The sequence below is a fragment of the Mycobacterium scrofulaceum genome, assembly GCF_002086735.1.
Taxonomy (GTDB): domain Bacteria; phylum Actinomycetota; class Actinomycetes; order Mycobacteriales; family Mycobacteriaceae; genus Mycobacterium; species Mycobacterium scrofulaceum.
In genome coordinates, this window is record NZ_MVIJ01000004.1 from 41,661 (window position 1) to 57,747 (window position 16,087).

Here is a 16,087-nt window from a genome sequence, read left to right on the forward strand (position 1 = left end):
TCGGCGGCAATCTGCGGAAACGCTGATGCGGCTCGGTGGGCGTTGCCCCGACGGAACCGCCGGGGATGAGTACTGTGTTCGCGTGGCGGTCGCTAGCGACGCGGAACTGGGTCGAGTGCGCAGAGCCCACCAGCTGCGTTCCTATCGAGTCGCGTCGGTGCTTCGATTGGGTGTGGTGGGCCTGATGGTGGCCGCCATGGTCGTGGGCACCCCGAAGCGAGAGTGGGCACAGCAAACCGCCTTGGTCGCGGGGTACGGAATCGTCGCGCTCTGTGCCCTGGCGCTGGCAACTCCTCGGCTTCGCCAGCGATTCGGGCCCCGCTCATGGGCCACGGTCGGCCGTCTCGAGCCGTTCGCTTTCACCATGATCGACGTCGCGGCGCTGACGGGCTTCCAACTGCTGTCCGCCGTGGGGATCTATCCGTACCTCATCATGGTTCTGCTGCCGGTTCTGGTCGGCTTCGATGTGTCGTCGCGCCGCGCGGCGGGAGTGCTGGCCTTCACGCTCGTGGGTTTCACGGTCGCCGGAGTTCACGATCATTTGTTGGTGGTTCGTGATCAGCTGCTGATGGACTCGTTGAACTGGTCCGACACCGTCTTCCTCGTCGGGCTCTACACCTTCCTATGTGCCACGGCGTTCGTCATTGTCCGTACCGAGGAGCGACACGTGCGGTCGGTCGCGGGGTTGAGCGCGCTGCGCGAGGAATTGCTTGCGCAGACGATGACCGCGTCGGACGCGGAGCAGCGCCGGATCTCGGAATCCATCCACGATGGACCGCTTCAGGACATCCTGGTCGTGCGCCAGGAACTCGTCGAACTGGGCGCGGCGCTGCCCGATGACGACGACCGAATAAGACGTGCGCTGGCCGGTCTGCAGACGGCATCAGAACGGTTGCGGCAGGCGACCTTCGAGCTGCACCCGGCCGTTCTCGAGCAGGTGGGCCTGGCCGCCGCGGTCCAGCAGTTGGCGACATTTTCCGCCCAGCGATCGGGCATCGAGATCACCACCGACATCGACTACCCGACTCGTGGGGACATCGATCCGGTGGTGTTCGGTGTGGTGCGCGAGTTGTTGTCCAACGTCGTGCAGCATTCGCGGGCCCGCAGCGCCTCGGTGATGCTCGGGATCACCGGTGACACCTGCGTCCTGCATGTGGTCGACGATGGTGTGGGTTTCAACGACGAGGCGGTGGCCCGCCGCCTGGGCGAGGGACACATCGGATTGGCGTCGCACCGGGCGCGCGTGGAAGCCGCCGGGGGAACGTTCGTCATCCTCGACAGCACGGTGGGAACGCACATCTGCGTCGAGTTGCCGATCGCGAAATAGATCACGATCTTGTGGGTAAGCCCATGGGATGCAACCCAACATCGACCTCGTCCGCGAGTACATGGAGATCTCCTACGCCCCCGGCCGCGCCAGCGCGCAGGCCGTGTCGCACCTGTGCGGCCCGAACAACCGCTTCATCGCACCCACCACGTTCCCCGGCATCCACACGCTCGAGGCGTACGCCGAAGACCACGGTCGGCTCATGGAGCAGGTGAACGACCTGCACATCGTCAGCTTCGACGTACTGTTCGCCGACGCGGATCGAGTTTGCTTGCGCTACACGGCCGAGGGGGCACACCGTGGGAAACCGCACGGGGATATTCAGCCGACCGGCCGAACGGCCCGTTGGTCGGCGGCCGCCCTCTTCCAGTGCGGGACGGGAAACTCGTCGAATTCATCAAGGAGTGGAACAAGTTATCGATGTGGGAACAGCTGGGCTGGCCTGCGGAAGAGTGCCTGACCGCGGGGGAATCGGCCGCCGCCAGCTGATCGCTCGGCGAGCAGGTGGCCCGCTACTTCAGGTCCACGGATTTCCCGGTGGCGGCCGCGTATCCGGCGCGGTAGCCGAAAACCATTGCGGGCCCGAGCGTCCCGCCCGCACCGCCGTAGGCCCGTCCGGTGACACCGCCCATCGCGTTGCCGGCGGCGAACAGGCCCGGGATGGGTTCCCCGCCGACGTGCAGCACGCGCCCGTCGCGGTCGGTGCGCGGGCCGCCCTTGGTGCCCATCGCGCCGATGGACACCGGCACCGCATAGTAGGGGGCGGTATCGATCGGGCCGAGGGTCTTGCCGGCGAGTGTGGTCGCGCTGTCGTCGCCCCAGTAGCCGTCGTAGGCGCTCGAGCCGCGCCCGAAGTCGGGGTCGGCGCCGGCGGCCACGTGGCGGTTCCAGGCCTCGACGGTGGCGATCAACCCGTCCGCGTCGATCCCGGTCTTGGCCGCCAGCTCGGCGAGGTCCGCCGACTCGCAGAACCAGTCCGGAACGGGCTGCCCGGGTCCGACGCCCAGGAATCCGTAGCGCTGCAGGTGAATTGAGTCGAAGACCATCCACCCCCGGTCGTTGACGTACCCGCCGCGGGGATCGAGGTAGTGAAATGCGCCGGCCATGGAGTTGTAATCGCACGCCTCGTTGACGAAGCGGCGCCCGGCCGAGTTGACGATGATGCTCCGCGGCCGCGTCCGTTCCAGCCGTACGCTGCGGCTGCGCGGCCTGCCTTCGATGGTGTCGCCGGGGATCTGGACGATCGGAACCCACCAGGCCTCGCCCATGTTGGCCAGGTCGGCTCCGTGCGCCATCGCCATCCGCAGGCCGTCCCCGGTGTTGTTGGGCGGGGACACCGCGCCGTGCATCGGCCCACGCAAAAAGGCTTGTGTCAGAGCGGGATCCCATTCGAAACCGCCCGTGCCCAGGACGACACCGCGCCGCGCGCCGACGCGGATCGTGCGGTCCGCGAGTCCGATCCGCACCCCGGTGATGTCCCCGTCCTCGCCGATGAGTCGTTCGGCGCGCGCGTTGGTGTGCGGGGTCACGCCGGCATCCAGCAGCCCCTTGAGCAGCCCCGCGATCAGCGCGGTGCCGGCGACGCACAGCCGGCCGGTGCGTTCGTCGATCGCCGCGTGCAGCCGGGCCCTGGTCTCGGCGTCGAAGCCGACGTTGGACCAGTCGGCAGGAAACGACGTGATCTGGGTAGCCCATTCGCCGAGCTGCGCCAGGTCGAAGGGCGCCGCGCTGAGCGATCGGCCACCGGCCGGTTGTCCACCCGGCAGTTCGGGGCGATAGTCGGGAAAGCCCGTGGCGACCTCGAAGCGCAGACCACTGTGTGTCTCGACGAAGTCCAGCATCGCCGGGCCGGTGTGCACAAAGGTCTCGACCAGCTCGTCGTCCATCGACCCGAGGGACTGCGCGCGCAGGTAGCGCAACGCATCGGCGGGCGTCAGTTCGCCGTCGGCGCAACGGTTGTGGGCGGGAATCCACACGACGCCGCCCGACACCGCGGTGGTCCCGCCGACGGTCGGTGCCTTCTCGAAGACCTCCACCGAGGCCCCTGCCGCCGCCGCGGCGAGCGCGGCGGTGAGCCCGGCGCCACCACTGCCGAGCACGACGACGTCGACTTGCATGTCCCACGACATGGATTGATATCCCTTCAGCTCAGCAGCTCGGACAACTGCTTCGCGGCTTTGACGACAGCGTCTTTTCCGCGCATCACCACGTCTTCGCGGTGCGAGATGAGGTTGATGCAGGTCGGCGGGGATGGGGCCGGGCGGTGCACCGCGACGGCGAGGCCGTAGGTGTTCGGCTCGATCTCGCCGTACGTGGTCACCCAGCCGCGTTCCCGTGCGCGGGTGACCAGGTCTCGTTCCCCCGGACGCGGCGGCATGCTCGCGAGCAGGGCGATGCCGGCGGCGCCGCGGGTCAGCGGGTATCGACTGCCCTCGTGAAAGGACAGCTGGTAGGCCACATGGCTCGGCACGATCACCGCGATGGCCACCTGCTGGTCGCCCTCGGCGACGAGCAGCGACACCGTGGTGGCGAGCTCGTCGGCCAGCGCCCGCAGCGTCGGAAGGCTGACCTGGCGGACGTTGCGGTCGAACGATGCGCCGAGCACGGCCAGCCCGGACGCGGGCCGGTAGCGCCCGTCCTCGCCCTTGGCCACCAGCCGGAACTCCGCCAGCGTCGTCAGCAGTCGATAGGCGATGGTGCGGTGCACCCCGACCTGGTCGGCCAGCTGTTGCACGGTGAGCCCGCCGGGGGAGTCGGCGACCATTTGCAGCGCCGTCAGCCCCCTGGCCAGCGTCTGCGAACCCGTTCCCGAACCCGTCACAGCCTTGACAGACCCACATCGGAGAGCGAAGCTCTATATATAACGCACATCAGTGTGCGATATTAGCACACAGGATATGTCGAAAACGAGAACGAGATTTCCGACTGTCGGCCGGAGAGGAATCGTGGCGGAGTTCGAGAGCATCTGGAGCGATCTGCAGGGTGTGGCGTTCGAGCAGGGCTACCTCGACGCCGGCGGGGTGCGGACGCGTTACCTGCGGGCAGGCGACCCGGGCAGGCCGGTGCTGGTGCTGCTGCACGGTTCCGGTGGTCACGCCGAGGCGTACGTCCGCAACCTGGGGGCGCACGCCGAGCATTTCTGGACCTGGTCGATCGACATGCTGGGCCACGGCTACACCGGCAAGCCGGGCCACCCGCTGGAAGTCCGCCACTACGTCGAGCACCTGATGGCCGTCCTGCGCACCATCGGCGTGAACCGCGCCTGCATCAGCGGCGAATCGCTGGGCGGCTGGGTGGCCACCCGCGCCGCCATCGATCATCCCGACGTGGTCGACCGGCTCGTCCTCAACACCGCGGGCGGCTCCCAGGCCGACCCGGTGGTGATGAAGCGCATCATCACGCTGTCCATGGCGGCCGCCGAGGACCCGACCTGGGAAACGGTGCAGGCGCGGATCAAGTGGTTGATGGCCGACAAGTCCAAGGGCTACGACGACCTGGTCGCCAGCCGCCAACGCGTCTATCGCCAGCCGGGATTCGTCGACGCCATGCGCGACATCATGGCGTTGCAGGACCCGGAGATTCGGGCGCGCAACATCATCGGACCGGACGACTACGGTGCGATCACCGCGCCGACGCTGGTGCTGTGGACCAGTGACGACCCCACCGCCGACGTGACCGAGGGCCGCCGCATCGCGTCGATGATCCCCGGCGCGCGGTTCGAGGTGATGCCCGGCTGCGGTCACTGGCCCCAGTACGAGGACCCCAAGACCTTCAATCGTTTGCATCTCGACTTCCTGCTGGGGCGGTGATGGTAGAGCAGGGGCGCGAGCCGGCGGGAATCGAGACCGACGTCGTCGTGGTCGGCGCCGGCCCCGTCGGTCTGACGTTGGCCAACATCCTTGGCCTGCAGGGCATCCGCACGGTGGTAGTCGACGAACGCGACACGCTGATCGACTACCCGCGCGGCGTGGGGCTCGACGACGAGGCGCTGCGCACATTTCAGTCGATCGGGCTCGCGGATCGGGTGGTGCCGCACACGGTGCCCAACCAGATCCTGCGGTTCGTCGACGCCAAGCGGCGCGTGCTCGCCGAAATGGCGCCGCCCGACGCGCGTTTCGGGTGGCCGAAGCGCAACGGCTTCGTGCAACCGCTGGTGGATGCCGAGCTGCTGGCCGGTCTGGACCGATTCGAGCATGTCGAGGTGTGGTGGGGACGCCCGATGACGGGTTGTTCCGAGGACGCCGACGGGGTGCGGGTCGATCTGGGAGGCGGGCGCGACCACGAGACGTCAAGCGTGCGCGCGCGTTACGTGGTCGGCTGCGACGGCGGTCGCAGCATGACCCGCCGCATGATGGGCGTGTCTTTCGACGGGACGACGTCGTCGACCCGCTGGCTGGTGGTCGACGTCGCCAACGACCCGCTCGGCCATCCCAACAGCGAGGTCGGCGCCGACCCCGAACGCCCGTACGCCTCGATCTCGATCGCACACGGGATCCGGCGCTTCGAGTTCATGATCCACGCCGACGAGACCGACGAACAGGCGGAGGATCCCGCGTTCCTGACACGGATGCTCGCCCGGATGGTGCCGCACCCGGACCGCGTCGACGTGATCCGGCGGCGCCTCTACACCCATCACTCGCGGATCGCCGGCGCGTTCCGCAAGGGTCGGCTGCTGCTGGCCGGCGACGCCGCGCACCTCATGCCCGTCTGGCAGGGCCAGGGCTACAACAGCGGAATCCGGGACGCCGCCAATCTGGGTTGGAAGCTCGCCGCCGTCGTGAGCGGGCGCGCCGACGACAGGTTGCTGGACACCTACGACATGGAGCGCCGCAAGCACGCGCGGGCGATGATCGACCTGTCCACCATGGTGGGCCGGGTGATCTCGCCGACCAACCGCCGGGTGGCCGGCGCGCGCGATCTGCTCGTGCGGTCGGCGTCAATTGTGCCGTCGCTCAAGCGGTATGTCCTCGAGATGCGGTTCAAGCCGATGCCGCGCTACGAACAGGGGGCCGTGGTACATGGTGAACCCGGCCGGGACGGTTCGCCGGTGGGGACGCTGTTCATCCAGCCCCGGGTCGACACCCGCGAGCGCCACGATGTGCTGTTGGACGACGTGCTCGGTGACTGGTTCGCCGTGCTGTGCTGGAACAACAACCCGCGCAAGATCCTCGGTGACATGGCCTTCGCCAACTGGAAGGCGCTGGGCGCGCGGTTCTTTGCGCTGCGGCCCGCCACTCAACTGCATTGGACCGGTCACGACGATCCCGACGTCGCGGTCGTGGGTGATCGGTCCGGCGCCGTCAAGGCCTGGTTCGACACCCACCAAGAATCGGTGTTGTTCCTGCGTCCCGACCGGTGCATCGCCGGCGCCTGCATCGCCCAGCGCGCCCCCGAGCTGAGCGCCGCGCTCCTCGACGCGCTGACGCTGACGCCGAGAGGGGGTGATCCGCAAAGTGGCACTGGCTCTGTGCTGTATGTCGCACAGCCCGCTCCTGAATCTTCCGGGGCCGTCGCGGGGCCTGCTTGACGAGGTCGAAGGCGCGATCGCCGACGCGCGACACTTCGTCGCCGACTACGACCCCGAACTCGTCGTCGTCTTCGCCCCGGACCACTACAACGGGTTCTTCTACAAGACGATGCCGCCCTTCTGCATCGGCACGCGCGCCAGCGGCGTCGGGGATTACGGCACCCATGCCGGTCCGCTCGACGTTCCGGAACGGCTTGCCACCGAGTGCGCGCAAGCGGTGCTCGACGCGGGCGTCGACGTGGCGGTTTCGGCCTGCATGGACGTCGATCACGGCACCGTCCAGCCGCTGGAGAAATTGTTCGGCAAGGCGACCGCCCGGCCGGTGATCCCCGTCTTCATCAACGCGATCGGTTTGCCGCTGGGGCCATTAGATCGCTGCCGGGCGCTCGGCACCGCCGTCGGCGGCTACCTGGCCACCCTGGACAAGCGGGTCCTCGTGCTGGGATCCGGTGGGCTTTCGCACAGCCCGCCGGTACCCACGCCGACGACCGCGCCGCCGCCGGTGCTGGAGCGCATCGTGCACGGCCGGCCGATGACGCCCGAGCAGCGCCAAGCCCGGCAGGCCGCCGTCATCGACGCGGCCAAGAGCTTCGCAGCCGGTGACAGCGGGCTGCAACCGCTGAACCCGGTGTGGGACCGGCGGTTCCTCGAAATCATCGACGGCGGGCGGCTGGCCGAACTCGACCAGTGGTCCAACTCGTTCGTGGCCCACGAGGGCGGAAGCTCCGCCCAGGAAATCAGAACGTGGGTCGCCGCGTTCGCGGCGCTGGCCAGCGCAGGCCCCTACGCAACCGTCGGGCGCTACTACCGACCGGCCGCGGAACTCATCGCCGGCTTCGCCATCAGAACGGCCGTGCTCACGTGACGGCCGCGCCGGACGGCTTCGACCACACCGTCGACGTACTGGTCGTCGGGTCGGGCGGCGGCGGCATGACGGCCGCCCTGACCGCCCGCGCCGCCGGGCTGGACGCGCTGGTCGTGGAGAAGTCCTCGTTCTTCGGTGGCTCGACCGCACTGTCCGGCGGCGGCATCTGGGTGCCCGGGGCGCCCGCGCAGCGCAGGGAGGGCTACGCCCCGTCGCCCGAACGCGTCGTCGAATACCTGCGCCAGATCACCGACGGACTGGTCAGCGAGGCGCGCATCCGCCAATACGTCGAGTCCGCCCCGAAAATGCTCGAGTTCCTCGAACGGCTCTCCGGATGGTGTGAGTTCGTCTGGAAGCCGGGCTACGCCGACTATTACCCGGAACTTCCCGGTGGGTCCGGATTGGGCAGCACGATCAACGTGCCGCCCATCGACCTGCGCGAGCTGGGGCCCGACGAGCACGGGCTGCTGCAGCCGCTGGCGTTGGCTCCCAGGGGAATCTGGCTGGGGCCCAGGGAGCTTCGGGCCTTCTACCGAATCCGGCAATCCTGGGCCGGCAAGGGCGTGTTGCTCAAGCTGATCGCGCGGATGGTGCGGGCACGGCTGTTCGGCGAGCGGATGGCCGCGATCGGGCAGTCACTGGCGGCCCGCCTCAGGCTGGCCATGACCGAATGCGGCGTTCCGCTGTGGCTGGACTCGCCGATGACCGGACTGTTGACCGACGCCGAAGGATCGGTCACCGGCGTGTCGGTGGAACGGGACGGCACGACGCAGCGCATCGGTGCGCGCCTCGGGGTCGTCCTGGCCTCCGGCGGCTTCGACCACGACCTGGCCTGGCGCAAGGAATTGTTACCCGAGGTGGACCAGGACTGGAGCTTCGGCAACCCCGCCGCCATGGGCGACGGCATCCGCGCGGCCCAAAAACTCGGTGCCGCAACCGAGTTGCTCGACGAGGCGTGGTGGTTTCCGGCCATCCAGTGGCCCGACGGCCGGATGCAATTCATGCTCAACGAGCGCATGATGCCGGCGCAGTTCATCGTCAACGGGGACGGCAAGCGCTTCATCAACGAGGCGGCGCCCTACATGGACTTCGGCCACGCCATGATCGAGGGACAGAAATCCGGGGTGACCCACATTCCCTGCTGGCTGCTCACCGACCACAGGTCGTGGACCCGTTACGTCGTCGGCGGCCACCTGCCCATACCCAAGATCCCGGGCGCGCCGGTGCCCACCGGTCGTAAGGTCCCCGCGGCATGGCTCGAGTCCGGTGTCGTCAAGGCGGCGATGACGTGGGAGGAAATGGCCAGCCGGATCGGGGTGCCGGCGGAGAACCTGGTTGAAACCGCCCGCCGCTTCAACGAACTGGCCCGCGCCGGTCACGACGACGACTTCAACCGCGGCGACAGCGTCTACGACAACTACTACGGCGATCCCACTCTGCCGAATCCGAACCTCTATCCGCTGGGCGATCCGCCGTACTACGCCTTTCGCATCGTCCTCGGCGACCTCGGCACGTCCGGCGGCCTGCGCACCGACGAATACGCGCGGGTGTTGAGGGCCGACGACACCGTGGTGCCGGGCCTGTACGCGGTGGGTAACACCTCCGCGCCGGTGATGGGGCGCAGCTACGCGGGCGCGGGCGCGACGATCGGCCCCGCGATGACCTTCGGCTTCGTCGCGGCGAATCACATTGCCGCGCATGCGCCCAACCGAACCCTTAATTCTCATAGGAGGTAGCAATGAAGATCTCGCTGTTCTACGAATTCGCCCTGCCGCGACCCTGGGCGCCCGACGACGAGCACGTGATGATGCAGGACTGCCTCGACGAGGTCGAGGCCGCGGACAAGGCGGGGTTCTCCACCGTCTGGCTGACCGAGCACCACTTCCTCGAGGAATACTGCCACTCGACGGCACCGGAAATCTTCCTGGCCGCCGCCAGCCAGCGGACCAAGGACATCCGGCTGGGCTTCGGCATCATGCACCTGCCGCCCGTGGTCAATCACCCCGCCCGGGTCGCCGAACGCATCGCCACCCTCGACCTGCTGTCCAACGGCCGCGTCGAGTTCGGCACCGGCGAATCGTCCTCCGTCGGTGAACTCGGTGGATTCAACATCGATCCCGCCGACAAGCGGGCCCAATGGGAGGAGGCACTCGAGGTCTCGATCCGCTGCATGATCGAGGAGCCGTTCTCCGGCTTCGAAGGAGAGCACGTCCAGATGCCGGCGCGCAACGTCGTGCCCAAGCCGCTGCAGAGGCCGCATCCGCCGGTCTGGGTCGCCTGTACCCGTCCCGCGAGCGTTCAGATGGCCGCCCAAAAGGCGATCGGCGCACTGAGTTTCGCCTACACCGGACCCGGGCCGCTGACCGAGCGGGTCAACGGCTACTACAAGGAATTCGAGGAGAACGGCGTCCCCGTCACACCGCGAATCAACCCGAACATCCTGGCCATCGGCGGTGACCTGTCCATGATGGTCGCCAAGACCGACGAGCAGGCCCTGCAACGGCTGGGTCAGGGCGGCGGATTCTTCTCGTTCGGAATCATGCATTACTACATGACCGGGGTGCACACCCCCGGGCGGACCGGGGTGTGGCAGCGGTATCTCGAAGAGGTCGGCAAGGATCCGACGCTGGCGTACGGCCCCGGCCGGGGCGCGATCGGATCGCCCGCCACCGTGCGGGAATTCCTGCGCGGCTACGAGGAAAGCGGTGTCGACGAGATCATCCTGTTGCTCAACCCGCGCAGCCACGAGGGCACCATGGAATCGATCGAGCTGATGGGCTCCCACGTGCTGCCCGAATTCATCGAGCGGGACGCCAAAGCGGTCGCCGAAAAGGCGAAGCGGCTCGAACCGGTGATCGAGAAGGTGGAGGCGCGGCGGCCGCAATCCACCGCGCCGAAGTTCGACGAGGAATACTCGTTCGGCGGCCTGCCCACCGGCCGGGGCGGTAAGTTCACCGCCAGCGAGATCCCCGAAGCCATGGCCGAGATCAACGAGGGCCGTGTCCAGGCGGCTCAGCGGTTGAGGGAACAGCAGGGCAAGTGACACCGAAAGCCGGTTGAGTCTTGGGACGAGTCGACGAGTTGTGGCGCTACGACGGCCGGCGCGCGGTGGTGACGGGGTGCGCGTCGGGCATCGGGGAACAGGTGGTCCGGCAACTCACCGAGTTGGGCGCCGAAGTGATCGGACTGGACAAGCGACGGCCGGGGTTCGAGATCAGCGACTTCCGCGGCGTCGACCTGGCCGATCAGCCGTCCATCGACGCCGCGGTCGCGTCCATCGAAGGGCCGGTCGACGCGCTGTTCAACGTCGCGGGCGTCTCGTCGGGAATCGAGAATCCCGCACTCGTCGTCACGATCAACTTCCTTGGGCTGCGGCATATCACCGAGGCGCTGATTCCCCAGATGCCGGCTGGTTCGTCGATCGTGAGCGTGTCCTCGCTCGCGGCCGCGGCATACCGGGAACATCTCCGTTCGGTGGCGCCGCTGCTGAACACCGCTTCGATGGAAGACGGCATCGACTGGTGCCACGCCCATCCCGGCGCGCTGACCGGCGGCGGATACCGGTTGTCCAAGGAAGCAATCATCCTCTACACCATGCGGAACGCCGCCGCACTCGGCGGGCGGGGGATCCGCATCAACTGCACCGGTCCCGGGGTCACCGAAACCCCGATCCTCGACCAGCTGCGGACCGCCTACGGACAGGGCTATCTCGACGACATACCCAAGCCCTTGGGGCGCGTTTCCGATCCCGCCGAGCAAGCCGCGGTGTTGCTCTTCTTGAATAGTGCTGCGGCGAGCTACATGACGGCACAGGTCATCTGGGTCGACGGCGGAAATGTGGGAGCCGCGATCGCTCGTGAACTCGAGGAAGGAGCCCCGTGGCCGGCTTGACTGATTTTCGCCGGGTCGCGCGCGACGTCTCCAACTGGGGGCGGTGGGGAGACGACGACGAGCTCGGCACACTGAATTTTATCCGCGAGGAAAAGATCGCCCGGGCCGCGAGTCTCGTCCGGCATGGCAAGGTGTTTCCGCTCGGGGTCGACTTCGGCTCGTCGGGACCGCAGGGCGCCTTCGGCTTTCGGCACAACCCCATGCTCCTTATGACCGTGGACGGTGGGGATGCGAGCTCGCTTCCCCAATATGGTCCCGGGTGGACGCAAAACGCGACGGCGCAGCAGTTGGGTAACTACTTCGTCGACAATCTGTTTCGGTTCAACGAAGACATGATCATCATGCCGCTGCAGGCGGCCACCCAGTGGGATGCGTTCTCACACGTCTACTACGAAGGCAAGCTCTACAACGGCTTCTCCTCGGACTCCGTGACGAGTATGGGGGCCTACCGCTGCAGCATTGACAAGGTCGACGTCAAGGGCATCACCTCGCGTGGCGTGCTGCTGGACCTCGTCCGCCACCGCAACGCGGAAGTCTTCCTCGAACAAGGCAATCCGATCACCCCCGCAGAACTCGATGACGTCGTTCGTGCGCAGGGCGTGACGATCGAGAGCGGCGACATCGTTCTGATCCGGACCGGTTGGTGGACCAGGTTCTTGCAGACCGGCAACAGGACGGAGCCATTCTCCGGCCTGCACTGGCGCTGCGCCTCGTGGCTGCACGACCACGAGGTCGCGGCGGTCGCCTCGGACAACCTCCAGGTCGAGGACCTGGTATCCGATGTCGAGGGCGCATTTCTACCCTTGCATCTGCTGTGCCTGCGCGACATGGGGCTCATGCTCGGCGAGTACTGGGACCTGACCGCGCTCGCAGACGATTGCGCCGCCGACGGCGTCTACGAGTTCCAACTCATTGCACCGCCCCTGAGATTCATTGGGGCAGTTGGCTCTCCGGTCAACCCGATCGCGATCAAGTGATGGACTTCCACCACAGGACCATGCTGGTCGATGGCCTGGTCACCGGCTACCTGGACGCCGGTGAAGGCGATCCGGTGGTGCTGCTGCACGGCGGCGAGTTCGGCGCCGGCGCCGAACTCGGCTGGGAACGCAACATCGCCGCGCTCGCCGCTCGCTACCGGGTGCTGGCGCCCGACCAGCTCGGTTTCGGGCAGTCGGCGAAGGTCATCGATTTCGTCGACGGGCGCGGGATGCGGATCCGGCATGTGGCGCGATTCTGTCAGCAGCTCGGCGTCGACTCGGCGCACTTCGTGGGCAACTCGATGGGGGCGATCAACCTGCTCGTCGACGCCACCTCCGACACACCGCTGCTGCCCGCCCGCAGCCTGGCGATCATCTGCGGGGGCGGGGAAATCCAACAGAACCGGCACTTCGAAGCCCTACAGCAATACGACGCAACGCTGCCCGGGATGCGGCGCATCGTCGAGGCCCTGTTTCACGACCCTGCCTACCCCGCCGACGACGACTACGTGCGGCGCCGCTACGAGTCGAGCACGGCGCCCGGAGCGTGGGAGGCTGTCGCCGCGGCCCGCTTTCGTCGCCCGGGCACGACGCCGTCCGGCACACCGTCGAGCGCTCGGCCGTACGAGCGCATCACCGTGCCGGTGCTCGTCGTCGAAGGGGCAGAGGACAAGCTCCTTCCGGCCGGCTGGGCCGCACAGATCGCCAAGGAGATCGACGGTGCCCGCTCGGTCGTGGTCGGCGAGGCGGGCCACTGCCCCCAGATCGAGCAGTCGGCGACGGTGAACGAGCTGCTGCTCGACTTCTTCGCCGCGGGCCCCTAGAACACGTAATCCAGCCGGGTTTGCATGCCAGCCTCTTGGTGATACGTGTTGTGGCAGTGCAACATCCACACACCCGGGTTGTCGGCCACCAGCACGGCGAGCAGTTTCTGCCCGGGCAGCACCATGAGGGTGTCTTTGCGCGCACCGGGACTGCCGTCGGCCTTGATCAGCTGGAAGGTGTGACCGTGCAAATGAATCGGGTGATACATCATCGTGGGGTTGTCGAACGTGAGGGTGGGCCGCTCGCCCTGCCGGACGTGCAACGGTTGCGTGTCTCTGTAGGGCTTTCCGTTGATCGTCCAGTCGTACCGGACCATGTTGCCACCCAGCACGACCGGGAGGTTCAGGCCGGGCTGCGGCCGGCCCAGGTTGACCGGCGTTGTCGCCGTGAACATTTCCACCGTGCCCACCCGCCGGTTGAGCTCGGCCGGCTGAAAACCCGGGTCGGGTGCGCTGCCGGCTCCGGTCGACAGCACGGCGCGCGCCAGTGCGTTCTTGCCCTCCGCGAGCGCGACCAGTGGGAAGACGCCGTCCGCGGCGGTCACGATGACGTCGTAGCGCTCGGCCATGCCGACCAGCAGGGCGTCGACCTGGGTCGGCACCACGGGGTAGCCGTCGGTGTGGGTGACGGTCATCGAATGCCCGGCCAGCGCGACGCGAAACGTGGTGTCCGAGCCGCTGTTGATGAAGCGGATCCGGATGCGCTGGCCCGGCTTCGCGCTGAAGGTCATGGGGGCGGCGGGGATTCGGCCGTTGATCAAATAGTACGGGTATGCGATCTCCCCGGCGTCCCCGCCGAGCAGGTCGCTTCTGCCTGCGGGTCCGCCCGTCGCGGCGGCCGTCGGACTACCGGAGCTGGTCGGGCTGGTCGACGTTGCCGAGGTCTCAGTGCTCGACGTTGTCGTCGAGGTCTCACCGGTCGTCGTGGTCGTCGTGGTCGTCGACGCAGTGGGCGTCGTCGTCGTACTCACCGGCTCGCTTGGCGGGGCGGGCTTGTTCGGGCTGGACAGTTCCCGAAAGAGCTGCTGCGGGGATTTCCCGATGCCGTCGGTCCAATCATCGAGAACCACAACCCATTCGGCGTCGTAATTGCCCTCGGTGGGGTCGTCGACGATCACCGGCAGGTACAGGCCCGTGTCGGCGTCCAGGCCGGTGTGCGGATGGGCCCAGTAGGTGCCCGAGTTCGGTACGGAGAAGCGATAGGTGAAGTCCTGGCCGGCGGGGATGTCCGGGGTGGCGGGAGGGGCGCCATCCATGTCGTTGCGCAGCGCGATGCCGTGCCAGTGCACCGACGTCGGATGGTCGAGCCGGTTGGCCACCGTCACCACGAGTTCGTCACCGATGCGCGCGCGGATCGGCGAGCCCGGAATGGTGTTGCCGTAGGCCAGCGTCCGGACGACCGGTCCGCCCAGGTCGACCTGGACCTGCTGGGCCGTCAGGCTGGCGGTGACGGTGCGGCCACTGTGCGGCCGGGCGGCCTCGGCCGCGGCGATGGCGGCGGCCATCTGGGCACTGCCGGACGGCGCGGCCTTGTCCTGGCTGCACGCCGCCAGCGCGAATCCGCCGGCGACGCCGGCAGCCAGGAATCCGCGCCTGGTCAACTGCGCACCCGGGACGGTGATTCCGCTCGTGGGAGGCACAGCCATCACCGCTCCTCGTCGTCGTCGATCTCCGGCGTCTTATACCGTGCTCGGCCGCGGGGCTCAGCGCAACTATTCACGCGGCTGATGTCGAGATTGCCGCCCGGGTCGCGCCGGTGACGCCAACCACGGCCCTTACGGCGATCTCGGCGCGCACCCGGCGTCGCTACGCCCCCTGGCGGGCCATCCACTCGCCGAAGGTGGTGGGGTAGACGACGACGTCTTCCCCGTCGACGGGAACGATGCTGCGGTCGTCGAGGATCGCGCCGTAGTAGCGGGCGTCATCGTCGGTGACCACCCGGCGGCCGTCGCCGGTCGCGGCGAAGCGGGTCCGGATGAAGTCGTCCATGCCTTGCCTTTCCGGGCCGGCGATGTTGACCACCCCGTTGACCGGGTCGGCGGCCGCCGCGCGGGTCACGGCGGTGGCGACATCGGCGGCGGCAATCGGCTGGAACGCCCCGTGCGGCGCACGCACCGTGTCACCGTCGGCCATCGAATCGGCAATGCCGTCAACGAATTCGAAGAACTGTGTCGCCCGCACAATCGAATACGGGGCGCCCGATTCCACGATCTCCTTTTCCTGGGCGATTTTGGCGCGCATGTAGCCGCTTTCGGCCGTCCGGTCGGCTCCCACGATCGAGAGTGCGACGTGGTGTCGCACGTCGGCCGCCCGCTCCGCGTCGAGGAGGTTGCGGGTAGAGGTGGTGAAGAAGTTCAGCACGTCGTCGTCGGCCCAGGACGGCGAGTTGGAGACGTCGACGACCGTGTCGACCCCGGCGACGGCCTCGGCGACTCCTTCGCCGGTAACGGTGTTGACCCCCGAACTCGGCGAGGCCGAGACGGCCTCATGTCCGAGCTGTGTCAGCTGGGCGACGACCTGCCTGCCGATCAGTCCGCTGCCACCGACCACCAGAACCTTCATGATTACCTCTTTCCAAGTTCCCGACGAGACGTCTTCAGCATGGTGCGTGCGGGGGCCGGCCGGAACCCCCAAAGTATCGACGGGGCGGACGCTGCGATCGTGGGTATCCGGGCA

The 16,087-nt window shown here is 67.8% G+C and carries 14 protein-coding genes; 10 read left to right on the forward strand and 4 right to left on the reverse strand.

Features of this window, described 5'->3' with window-relative positions; translation table 11 throughout:
- Nucleotides 1-82: 82 nt before the first annotated feature.
- Nucleotides 83-1,327, forward strand: coding sequence for a sensor histidine kinase (locus BST44_RS04455; protein ID WP_208619721.1), 1,245 nt, complete (start codon nt 83-85; stop codon nt 1,325-1,327).
- Between the two features lie 28 nt (nt 1,328-1,355).
- The gene (locus tag BST44_RS04460; RefSeq protein WP_083175228.1) at nt 1,356-1,787 is read left to right on the forward strand and encodes an ester cyclase; all 432 of its coding nucleotides are present in this window, start codon (nt 1,356-1,358) and stop codon (nt 1,785-1,787) included.
- A gap of 52 nt (nt 1,788-1,839) precedes the next feature.
- On the opposite strand, the gene BST44_RS04465 is transcribed toward BST44_RS04460, so the two are convergent.
- Together BST44_RS04465 and BST44_RS04470 are read right to left on the reverse strand one after the other, a co-directional pair.
- Nucleotides 1,840-3,456 (reverse strand): FAD-dependent oxidoreductase, encoded by a 1,617-nt coding sequence (locus BST44_RS04465; protein WP_083175229.1) that lies wholly within the window; start codon nt 3,454-3,456, stop codon nt 1,840-1,842.
- Nucleotides 3,457-3,470: 14 nt separating this feature from the next.
- Entirely contained in the window at nt 3,471-4,148 is a 678-nt protein-coding gene (locus BST44_RS04470) for an IclR family transcriptional regulator (RefSeq protein WP_083175231.1), read from the reverse strand.
- Between the two features lie 124 nt (nt 4,149-4,272).
- Here BST44_RS04470 and BST44_RS04475 point away from each other — a divergent pair, with 124 nt between their 5' ends.
- From BST44_RS04475 to BST44_RS04510, 8 genes are read left to right on the forward strand one after another with little or no spacing between them, the layout of a single operon-like run.
- Complete coding sequence (locus tag BST44_RS04475) at nt 4,273-5,136, forward strand: alpha/beta fold hydrolase (protein WP_083175232.1); 864 nt, start codon at nt 4,273-4,275, stop codon at nt 5,134-5,136.
- Entirely contained in the window at nt 5,136-6,854 is a 1,719-nt protein-coding gene (locus BST44_RS04480) for a bifunctional 3-(3-hydroxy-phenyl)propionate/3-hydroxycinnamic acid hydroxylase (RefSeq protein ID WP_083175234.1), read from the forward strand. Before BST44_RS04475 ends, BST44_RS04480 begins: the two co-directional genes overlap by 1 nt.
- Nucleotides 6,802-7,719, forward strand: a complete 918-nt coding sequence (locus tag BST44_RS04485) for a 3-carboxyethylcatechol 2,3-dioxygenase (protein WP_244184723.1) — start codon at nt 6,802-6,804, stop codon at nt 7,717-7,719. Before BST44_RS04480 ends, BST44_RS04485 begins: the two co-directional genes overlap by 53 nt.
- Nucleotides 7,716-9,455, forward strand: a complete 1,740-nt coding sequence (locus BST44_RS04490; protein WP_083175238.1) for an FAD-binding protein — start codon at nt 7,716-7,718, stop codon at nt 9,453-9,455. The genes BST44_RS04485 and BST44_RS04490 overlap by 4 nt, the downstream gene beginning before the upstream one ends.
- A gap of 2 nt (nt 9,456-9,457) precedes the next feature.
- The gene (locus BST44_RS04495; protein ID WP_083175239.1) at nt 9,458-10,762 is read left to right on the forward strand and encodes an LLM class flavin-dependent oxidoreductase; all 1,305 of its coding nucleotides are present in this window, start codon (nt 9,458-9,460) and stop codon (nt 10,760-10,762) included.
- A gap of 20 nt (nt 10,763-10,782) precedes the next feature.
- The gene (locus tag BST44_RS04500; protein ID WP_083175241.1) at nt 10,783-11,610 is read left to right on the forward strand and encodes a coniferyl-alcohol dehydrogenase; all 828 of its coding nucleotides are present in this window, start codon (nt 10,783-10,785) and stop codon (nt 11,608-11,610) included.
- Entirely contained in the window at nt 11,598-12,587 is a 990-nt protein-coding gene (locus BST44_RS04505; RefSeq protein WP_083175242.1) for a cyclase family protein, read from the forward strand. Before BST44_RS04500 ends, BST44_RS04505 begins: the two co-directional genes overlap by 13 nt.
- Nucleotides 12,587-13,411, forward strand: a complete 825-nt coding sequence (locus BST44_RS04510) for an alpha/beta fold hydrolase (protein WP_083175244.1) — start codon at nt 12,587-12,589, stop codon at nt 13,409-13,411. Before BST44_RS04505 ends, BST44_RS04510 begins: the two co-directional genes overlap by 1 nt.
- On the opposite strand, the gene BST44_RS04515 is transcribed toward BST44_RS04510, so the two are convergent.
- Complete coding sequence (locus tag BST44_RS04515; RefSeq protein ID WP_083175245.1) at nt 13,408-15,057, reverse strand: multicopper oxidase family protein; 1,650 nt, start codon at nt 15,055-15,057, stop codon at nt 13,408-13,410. The two genes, BST44_RS04510 and BST44_RS04515, sit on opposite strands and share 4 nt — an antisense overlap.
- 160 nt (nt 15,058-15,217) lie before the next feature.
- On the reverse strand, nt 15,218-15,973 hold the full coding sequence (locus BST44_RS04520; protein WP_083175247.1) for an SDR family oxidoreductase: 756 nt from the start codon (nt 15,971-15,973) through the stop codon (nt 15,218-15,220).
- Between the last annotated feature and the right edge of the window lie 114 nt (nt 15,974-16,087).

Bases quoted from the DNA above. Each gene is read 5' to 3' on its own strand.
- BST44_RS04480 (WP_083175234.1), top strand. From the start codon at position 5,136: ATGGTAGAGCAGGGGCGCGAGCCGGCGGGAATCGAGACCGACGTCGTC.
- BST44_RS04485 (WP_244184723.1), top strand. From the start codon at position 6,802: ATGTCGCACAGCCCGCTCCTGAATCTTCCGGGGCCGTCGCGGGGCCTG.
- BST44_RS04465 (WP_083175229.1), bottom strand. From the start codon at position 3,456: ATGTCGTGGGACATGCAAGTCGACGTCGTCGTGCTCGGCAGTGGTGGC.
- BST44_RS04515 (WP_083175245.1), bottom strand. From the start codon at position 15,057: ATGGCTGTGCCTCCCACGAGCGGAATCACCGTCCCGGGTGCGCAGTTG.
- BST44_RS04460 (WP_083175228.1), top strand. From the start codon at position 1,356: ATGCAACCCAACATCGACCTCGTCCGCGAGTACATGGAGATCTCCTAC.
- BST44_RS04520 (WP_083175247.1), bottom strand. From the start codon at position 15,973: ATGAAGGTTCTGGTGGTCGGTGGCAGCGGACTGATCGGCAGGCAGGTC.
- BST44_RS04510 (WP_083175244.1), top strand. From the start codon at position 12,587: ATGGACTTCCACCACAGGACCATGCTGGTCGATGGCCTGGTCACCGGC.
- BST44_RS04495 (WP_083175239.1), top strand. From the start codon at position 9,458: ATGAAGATCTCGCTGTTCTACGAATTCGCCCTGCCGCGACCCTGGGCG.